Raw genomic sequence first — 7,159 nt, 5'->3', positions numbered from 1 at the left:
GCCCAGCGTCGCCGAAGGCCGCATCGCGCTGCACCTGGGCTGGAGCCACGCCGGCCGCGCGGCCGACGACCTGCTGCGCAAGTGCGTGGCCTGGACCTGGCGCGTGAAGCTCGCGCTTTCCACCGAGCGCGACCTGTTCACCCGCCTGCGCGAAGAGGCCGAGAAGGTGGCGATCAAGGTGTTTGCCGACAACCTGCGCGACCTGCTGCTGGCCGCGCCGGCCGGCCCGCGCGTCGTGATGGGGCTGGACCCCGGCATCCGCACCGGCGTGAAGGTGGCCGTGGTCGATGCCACCGGCAAGCTGGTCGAGACCGCCACCGTGTTCCCGCACGAGCCGCGCAAGGATTGGGAAGGCTCGCTGCACACGCTCGGCAAGCTGTGCGCCAAGCACGGCGTGAACCTGATCGCGATCGGCAACGGCACCGCCAGCCGCGAGACCGACAAGCTGGCCGCCGACCTCATCAAGCTGCTGGCCAAGATGGCCGCGCAGGCCGGCGCGCCCGAGATGAAGGTCGACAAGGTGGTGGTGAGCGAGGCCGGTGCTTCCGTCTATTCGGCCAGCGAATTCGCCTCGCAGGAAATGCCCGACGTGGACGTGAGCCTGCGCGGCGCAGCGAGCATTGCGCGCCGCCTGCAGGACCCGCTGGCCGARCTCGTGAAGATCGAYCCSAAGWSSATYGGCGTGGGCCAGTACCAGCACGACGTGAACCAGAGCGRACTCGCGCGCACGCTGCAGGCCGTGGTGGAAGACTGCGTGAACTCGGTGGGCGTGGACCTCAACACCGCGAGCGTGCCGCTGCTGAGCCGCGTCTCGGGCTTGTCGGCCAGCGTGGCCAAGGCGGTGGTGCGCTGGCGGGAAGCCAACGGCGCGTTCTCCACGCGCAAGCAGCTGCTCGACGTGAGCGGCTTCGGCCCCAAGGCCTTCGAGCAGAGCGCGGGCTTTTTGCGCATCCGCGGCGGCGCCGACCCGCTCGACGTGACCGGCGTGCACCCCGAGACCTATCCGCTGGTCGAGCAGATCATCGTCAAGACCGGCAAGCCCATTGCCGAGCTGATGGGCCGCGCCGAGATGCTCAAGACCCTGAAGCCCGAGCTGTTCGCCAACGAGAAGTTCGGCGTCATCACGGTCAAGGACATCCTGGGCGAACTCGAGAAGCCCGGCCGCGACCCGCGCCCGGACTTCAAGGTGGCGCGCTTCAACGACGGCGTGGACGACATCAAGGACCTGGTCGAGGGCATGATCCTCGAAGGCACCGTGAGCAACGTGGCGCAGTTCGGCGCCTTCATCGACCTGGGCGTGCACCAGGACGGCCTGGTGCACGTGAGCCAGCTGAGCCACAAGTTCGTCAACGATGCGCGCGAGGTCGTGAAGACCGGCGACATCGTCAAGGTCAAGGTGATGGAAGTGGACGTGGCGCGCAAGCGCATCGGCCTGTCGATGAAGCTCGACGCCGCCCCCGCGCGCCGCGACGGCCCGCGCGACAACCGTTTCGAGGGCGCCGGCCGCGGCCAGCAGCAGGGCCCGCGCCGCGACAACTCGCCGCAGCCGGCGGGGCAGATGGCGAGTGCGTTTGCCAAGCTGCAGGGGTTGCGCAAGTAGTATTCATTGAGAGCGTCATCTCGTAGCGAACGGGGCGATCAAGTTGCCGAGCAAGTCAGAAACCGGGCCGAGGGAGTGAGTGCAATGAGCCACCAGCCAGTCCCAATCACGAAGGTGCGCGTCATCGATCGTCCGAATGCCTGTCCGAGCGGGCAATCGAAAGAAGGCGCTCAACCCGAAGGCGAAGAGGCCACTGCGGCCACTCCCTCGATCAAGGAGTTGCTGCTTTTCGCGCCTGCGCGTAGCGAGCTCCTCGTTCTGCGGAGAGGTGAAGCACGCAGGCGGGGTGTGGCGCCGGATCAATGATGCCTTCTTTGCACATGGATGTCATTTCCGAGCAAAGGGTGGCATGAAAGCCCTGCGCATCTACGCCGGCCCCACCGCCCGCAAGCACATCGAACAGCACGGCCTGCGCCCGCAGGACGTGGGCACCATCCCCGGCGCGGCGGGCGGGCCCAAGGGCCTGATCCTTGGGCCGCTCGACCGCTTCATCTTCGGGCGCTGGCTCGCGCAGTCGAGCCAGCCGGTGCACCTGGTGGGCGCGTCGATCGGCGCATGGCGGCTGGCCACGGCCTGCCTCGCGGATCCGCAGAAAGCCTTTGCGCGTTTCGAGCACGACTACGTGCGCCAGCAGTTCGAAGTACCGCCGGGGCAGAAGCGCCTGAGCCCGCAGCAGCTCAGCGAGCGCTTTGCCGACAGTCTGGCCAACTTCTACGGCGGGCGCATCGGCGAGGTGCTGGGCCATGCGCGCTACAAGCTCCACGTGGTGACTTCGCGCGGCCGCCACATCCTCGGGCGCGAGGGCAGGGCACGCACGCCGGTCGGCTACCTGGGCGCCTTTGCCACCAACAGCCTGCATCGCAAGGGGCTGGGTGCATGGCTGGAGCGCTGCGTGTTTTCCACGCCCGGCGCGGCCTTGCCTTTCGGCACGAAAGATTTCCGCACGCGCCAGCACGCGCTCAGCGAAGAGAACTTCAACCTGGTGCTGCAGGCCTCGTGCTCCATTCCGTTTCTCCTGGCCGCGGTGCACGACATTCCCGGCGCGCCGCGCGGTGCGTACTGGGATGGCGGCATCACCGACTACCACCTGCACCTGGACTACCAGCCGGCCGACGAAGGCATCGTGCTGTACCCGCACTTCCAACGCGCGGTGGTGCCGGGCTGGCTCGACAAGGGCCTGCGCTGGCGCCACAGGTCCACCAGCTTCCTGGACCGCATGGTGGTGCTCGCGCCCGATGCCGATTGGGTGCGCTCGCTGCCCAACGGCAAGCTGCCGGACCGCAAGGACTTCATCCACTTTGCGAACGACGCGCAGGCGCGCATCAGCGCATGGAGCCGTGCCACGCGCGAGGCCGAGCGGCTGTCGGACGAGTTCGAAGCCTGGCTCGCAACCGGCGGTCGCACGCGCGACATCCTGCCGCTCTGAACAGGCCCCGCCGGGGCAAACCCTGAGGGGTCGGCGGCGCAGCGGCTTCGAGAATGGCCGGATCATTCTTGTCCAGAGAAAGCCGCCATCCATGCCGCAGGCCCGCATTTCACGCCGCCGATTCACCCTTGCCGCCGCTGCCGCCGCGACCGTTCCGATGCCCGTGCTGGCACAGAGCGCGTGGCCGAACAAGCCGATCCGCATCATCGTGCCCTACACGCCGGGCGGGTTCACGGACCAGATGGCGCGGCTGGTGCAGGTGGGCCTGCAGGCGCGGCTCGGCCAGCCGGTGCTGGTCGACAACAAGCCAGGTGCCAACAGCCTGATCGGCGTCGATGCCATTGCCAAGGCACCGCCCGACGGCAGCACCTTCGGCGTCGTGATCGCGGCCTATGCGGCCAACACCACGCTGTACCCCAAGCTGCCCTACGACCCGCAAAAGGACCTGGCGGGTGTTTCGCTGATGGGCATCTCGCCGCTGCTGGCCGCGGTCAACATCAATGCACCGTTCAAGACCGCGCGCGAACTCATCGACTACGCACGCGCCAATCCCGGCAAGGTGAGCTTCGGCTCGTCGGGCAACGGCTCGGCCGCGCACCTGACGACCGAGCTGTGGAAGTCGCTCACGCAGACCTACATGATCCACATTCCGTACCGCGGCGCAGTGCCCGCGCTCACGGACCTGATGGGCGGCCAGATCCAGCTGTTCTTCGATGCACCCACGGGCCTCATCAACCAGGCCAAGGCGGGCAAGGTGCGGCTCATCGGCGTGGCGGGCGACAAGCGCCTGGCCGCTGCGCCCGATGTGCCGACCTTCATCGAGCAGGGTTTCGCGGGCTTCACCGGCAGCACCTGGGCCGGCATGCTGGCGCCGGCCGGTACGCCGCGCGACATCGTCAAGCGCATGTCGGACGAGATCGCGCGCATCATCAAAAGCGAAGAGACGCGCGCCAAGCTCGACGCCATGGGCACCATTCCGGCCGGCAGCACGCCCGAGGAGTTCGATGCCTTCATCAAGGCAGAGACGGCCAAGTGGGGCAAGGTCATCCGCACGGCGGGCGTGAAGGCGGAATAAAAAAATCAGGCCGCCAGCACCAGCACCTTGAACTGGCTCGGCACGATGCGCATGCCGACGATGTTGCAGCGGTTCTGCACCGACAGGCTGGTCATGCGCGTGCAGGGCGTGCCCTTGAGCAGCACGGTGAACGCGCCGGTGATGTGGCGCGAAGGGCCCATCACCGTCTGCGACACCACGCCCATCAGCACGCCCGCGTTGTCGCCGTTGGTGATGGGCGTGACGGTGGCCAGGTTGTGCGCCGGCGCGCCGCCGTACAGGATGTTCCAGGCGTTGGGGATGGCCGTGGGTCCGAGCGCGAAGTTCGGGTAGGGAATGGGCAGCGCCGGCGGCGTCTTGCAGACGTCGGGGAAGGCGAGATCGAGGCCCATCATCTGGCAGTTGGCGAACATGCGGTGCTCCTTTTTTCAGCCCATGTGGATCTGCTCGGCATCGACCTTGACCAGCCCCTTGCTGGTCAGCAGCGTGTTCTTCGAATGCAGGCGCAGGGTCTCTTCGGCCTGGATGTCGATCTGGCCGGCACGCACCTGTTCCATCTCCTCGGTCAGGCGGAAGCTCGAGCGGGTGAGCAGGTTGAGGCGATCCAGCACCACCTCGCAGGTGCGCCCGACGAAGCGCGACACCAGCACGCTGAAGCGGATGCGGGCGCCCTGGTAGTCCATCTCCCCGATCTCGCAATGGGCCCGCCGGGCCTGCGCGCGCCACTCGGGCGACTGCATGGCGATCGAGGTGTCCGACTCCAGCGCCATCGGGCCGGCGCTGCGCGCGCGGATGCCACCCGAGCGCGACACCAGCGTCAGGTCGCCGTCCACGGCCAGCGTCGCCTGCCGCGGGTCGGCCTGGACGACCACCGCGATGACGTAGCTGCCGCCCTGGCGGGTCGAGGTGATCAGCACCGTATCGCCCGGCGCGGGCAGCAGCAGGCAGCTGGCGACGCGCCGGCAGCGCAGCGATCCCTGGCCGTCGTCGAGGTCGACGTCGAACCAGGGATCGCCATCGCTGGCAATCACGGTGGCGGTCCGCGTGCCGGAGTCCGCGCGGGCCGCATGCGAAGGGCGCTGCATGAGCGGATCCAGCACGCCTTGCATTGCATGGCGTGCAGTGGCGATCGTGTCGCCGACGGTGGTCCGGGTGGAGGTCATGGGCTTTCTTTCTTGGGGCGGCGGCCATGGATGTCGCGGTCCAGGCGGCATGGGCGCTCGGGTTGCTGGAGCGCCACCTTCTCGGCTTCGTGCAGCGCAGGGTCCCGGTCCAGCGTACCCAGGCGGGTACTGAACCTCGCGCCGTCCAGGTCGGCGCGATGAAACACGGTGCGCAGGAAAGCGGCATCGCGGAAGTCGGCCTGGACCAGCGAGGCGTAGGAAAAATCGGCGTAGTCCAGGCGGCTGCCGGCGAATGCGGTCTGCCCGCAGTGCGCGCGATGGAAGACGCCCTGCTCGAGCTGCGCCTGCGAGAAGTCTGCGCCGTCGAGATGGGCGTCGACCCAGATGCTCTGCTGGAAGTGGCCGCGCCGCGCATCGACGCCGCGCAGATCGGCCTCGGGAAACAGGCACTGCATGGCCTGCGCCCCTGCCAGCACCGCATTGCGCAGGTCGGCCCCCTTGAAGTTGCACTGCGTGAGGCGCGCATCGCGGAATCGGCAGGCCGCCAGCACCGCATCGATGAACTGGCAGAGGTGGAACTGCTGCCCGGAGAAGTCCTGCCCCGCAAGATCCGCCTCGCTGAAGATCGCGTTCGTGAAGCTGGCTCCGGCGTAGCGTGTGCCCGCCAGCGCTGCGCGAAAGAAGATGGTCGACGAGAAGGCCACCGCATTGAAGGACGCGCCCGTCAGGTCGCACTCGGAGAACACGGCCTTGTCGAGGCTGGCACGGTCCAAGCAGGCGTTGCGCAGCTCGCTTCGATGGAAGTTCGCCTGGTCCATGAAGGCCTCTTCCAGCCGAATGCCCCGCAGCGTGCAGCCGCTGAACACCGAATGCGGCATGGAGGCCGCATCGAGCACCGCATCCTGCAGGCTGCACTCGTGGAAGGCGGCGCGCGTCAGCTCCGCCGCCGGCAACTGCGCCTGGTCGAAGCGGCATTTCTCGAAGAGGGATTCGCCCAGGCGCGCGGCATCGGCCTGAACGCCCCGGAAGCTGCATTCGCTGAACACGCCGCCGCGCAGGTCGATGCCCCTCATGTCCATGTGGCTGAAGTCCTTCTCGCGGATCGGCTCGCCGTTGCGGACCTGGGCTGCCAGCGCCTCGGCATTCACGCGCTGCCCGCCTCGGGGCGCCGGGGCAGTGTCTTTATCTGGTCGATGTGGGCACCCAGGGTGATCGTGCMGGGGGTGATGAGGATCTGGGAGACATCGGCACGGAACAGGTTGGCCTCGCCCAGGTCGGCATCGACCAGGCAGGCCTTCTGAAGGTTGGCATTCATGAGATTGGCGAGCCGCAGGGAGGCACGCGTGAAATCGGCGCGGATGAAGAGGCTGTCGGGCGCCGCCGCCGCGCGCAGGTCCGCGCCCTTGAGCGACGCGGAGGAGAAATCGCAGGTATCGAGCGTCGCCCGCCTGAAGGTCGCGCCATCGAGAGGCAGTTCGCGCAGGGTGCAATGCACCAGCGTGGCATCCTCGAAGTCGGCCTCGCGAAGATCCGTGGTGCCGACGAAGCTGGTGGTCTTGAGCAGGGCATGCCGAAACCGGATGCCCTTGTGCAGCGGCGTGTGGGCCCAGCTGCAGGCTTCGACGGTGGCGCCGGAAAAATCCACCGACTCGAATTCGGCCTGCACGAACAGCACCTTTTCCAGGCGTGCCTCGCCGAAGTCGCAGCGCGCCAGCCGGCAGTGTTCGGCCATGCTCACGTAGCGGAGGTCGGCACGCCGCAGGCTGCAGTCCGCGAGTTCGATCCCCTGCAGCAACAGATGGCTCCAACTCGCTTCGTCGAGACAGCAGCCGTCGAGGCGCAGCTTTTCCATCTGCGTGCGCTCGAAGCGGGCCCGTGCGAAGTTGGTGTTTTCGCAGCGCGCGAGGCTGAGGTTGGCACGCTCCAGGTTGCAGCCCGTCAACGAGGCCTGGCGC

General features: G+C 67.8%; 7 protein-coding genes. 3 read left to right on the top strand and 4 right to left on the bottom strand.

Annotated elements, in window-relative coordinates:
• The 3 genes from AC1DOC_RS12265 to AC1DOC_RS12255 form a co-directional block, all read left to right on the top strand.
• A partial coding sequence (locus tag AC1DOC_RS12265) for a helix-hairpin-helix domain-containing protein (protein ID WP_478129865.1) occupies positions 1-1,600 on the top strand: 1,600 nt, incomplete at its 5' end.
• Between the two features lie 349 nt (positions 1,601-1,949).
• Positions 1,950-3,026, top strand: coding sequence for a patatin-like phospholipase family protein (locus AC1DOC_RS12260; RefSeq protein ID WP_027729619.1), 1,077 nt, complete (start codon positions 1,950-1,952; stop codon positions 3,024-3,026).
• 91 nt (positions 3,027-3,117) lie between these two features.
• A complete protein-coding gene (locus AC1DOC_RS12255) occupies positions 3,118-4,101 on the top strand; it encodes a tripartite tricarboxylate transporter substrate binding protein (protein ID WP_027729620.1) in 984 nt (327 codons plus the stop codon).
• A gap of 5 nt (positions 4,102-4,106) precedes the next feature.
• Here AC1DOC_RS12255 and AC1DOC_RS12250 read toward each other — a convergent pair whose 3' ends face one another.
• The 4 genes from AC1DOC_RS12250 to AC1DOC_RS12235 form a co-directional block, all read right to left on the bottom strand.
• Positions 4,107-4,493 (bottom strand): DUF4150 domain-containing protein, encoded by a 387-nt coding sequence (locus AC1DOC_RS12250; RefSeq protein ID WP_012747972.1) that lies wholly within the window; start codon positions 4,491-4,493, stop codon positions 4,107-4,109.
• 15 nt (positions 4,494-4,508) lie between these two features.
• The gene (locus AC1DOC_RS12245; RefSeq protein ID WP_027729621.1) at positions 4,509-5,243 is read right to left on the bottom strand and encodes a DUF3540 domain-containing protein; all 735 of its coding nucleotides are present in this window, start codon (positions 5,241-5,243) and stop codon (positions 4,509-4,511) included.
• Positions 5,240-6,352, bottom strand: a complete 1,113-nt coding sequence (locus AC1DOC_RS12240) for a pentapeptide repeat-containing protein (protein WP_027729622.1) — start codon at positions 6,350-6,352, stop codon at positions 5,240-5,242. The genes AC1DOC_RS12245 and AC1DOC_RS12240 overlap by 4 nt, the downstream gene beginning before the upstream one ends.
• On the bottom strand, positions 6,349-7,159 hold an 811-nt coding region (locus AC1DOC_RS12235), incomplete at its 5' end, for a pentapeptide repeat-containing protein (protein WP_478129864.1). The genes AC1DOC_RS12240 and AC1DOC_RS12235, both read right to left, overlap by 4 nt.

This window comes from Variovorax sp. 01T439_2, from assembly GCF_056398445.1.
Note: the sequence above shows the minus strand (reverse complement) of the source record. Positions and strands in the feature narration are given on the sequence as shown.